The 1,221-nt window shown below is 65.4% G+C and carries 1 protein-coding gene; it reads right to left on the bottom strand.

What is annotated here, in order from left to right; translation table 11 throughout:
* Positions 1–5 precede the first annotated feature (5 nt).
* On the bottom strand, positions 6–1,221 hold a 1,216-nt coding region (locus QM600_RS29395), incomplete at its 5' end, for an acetyl-CoA C-acetyltransferase (protein WP_283265301.1).

Raw genomic sequence — 1,221 nt, 5'->3', positions numbered from 1 at the left:
GGGGATCAGCTGAGGCGCTCGATCACCATTGCCATGCCCTGTCCGCCGCCGACACACATGGTCTCGACGCCGAAGGTCTTGTCCTGCTCGCGCAGGTTGTTGATCAGGGTGTTGGTGATGCGGGCACCGGTCATACCGAACGGGTGGCCCAGAGCAAGCGCGCCGCCGGAGATGTTGAGCTTGTCTTCCTCGATGCCCAGCTCACGAGCGGAGCCGATGACCTGAACAGCGAACGCTTCGTTGATCTCGAAGAGGTCGATGTCGGAGATCGACTTGCCGGCGAACTTCAGGGCGTTCTTGACGGCCTGGATCGGGCCGAGGCCCATGATCTCGGGGGACAGACCCGAGACACCGGTGGAGACGATGCGGGCGAGGGGCGTGAGGCCCAATGCCTTTGCCTTGGTGTCGGACATGATCACCAGAGCGGCTGCGCCGTCGTTGAGCGGGCAAGCGTTGCCGGCGGTGACGGTGCCGTCGGGACGGAAGACGGGCTTGAGGCCACTGATGGCTTCGTAGGTGGTGCCGGCGCGGGGGCCGTCATCCTTGGAGACGACGGTACCGTCGGCCAGGGTGACCGGCGTGATCTCGCGCTCGAAGAAGCCGCGGTTGATGGCTGCCTCGGCCAGGTTCTGGCTGCGGACAGCAAAGCGGTCCTGGTCCTCACGGCTGATACCGGTAGCGGATGCGACGTTCTCGGCGGTCTGGCCCATACCCAGGTAGACGTCGGCGAGCAGGCCCTCTTCGCGAGGATCGGTCCAGGCGACTCCGCCTTCGGCGAGCTTCGCGCTACGAGCCTGTGCTGCGTCGAACAGCGGGTTCTTGGTGTTGGGCATGCCGTCGGCGTTGCCCGTGACGAAGCTGGAGACGGACTCGACGCCGCCGGAGATGAAGACATCGCCTTCGCCTGCGCGGATGGCGTGCAGTGCCATACGGGTGGTCTGCAGCGACGAGGAGCAGTAACGGTTGACCGTCACGCCGGGGAGGAAGTCGTAGCCGAGCTGGACGGCGATGACGCGGGCGATGTTGAAGCCCGACTGGCCGGCAGGCTGACCGACGCCGAACATGAGATCGTCGATCTCGGTGGGGTCGAGCTCGGGGATCTTAGCCAGCGCAGCAGCAACCATCTGGGTCGCAAGGTCATCGGGGCGGATGCTCTTGAGCGAACCCTTCATTGCGCGGCCGATGGGCGACCGTACTGCTGAGACGATTACTGCCTCGGGC

The organism is Rhodococcus sp. IEGM 1379 (assembly GCF_030056815.1).
Classification (GTDB): Bacteria; Actinomycetota; Actinomycetes; order Mycobacteriales; family Mycobacteriaceae; genus Rhodococcus_F.
The sequence above is the reverse complement of the archived record's forward strand: the minus strand, read 5'-3'. Positions and strand labels throughout refer to the sequence as shown.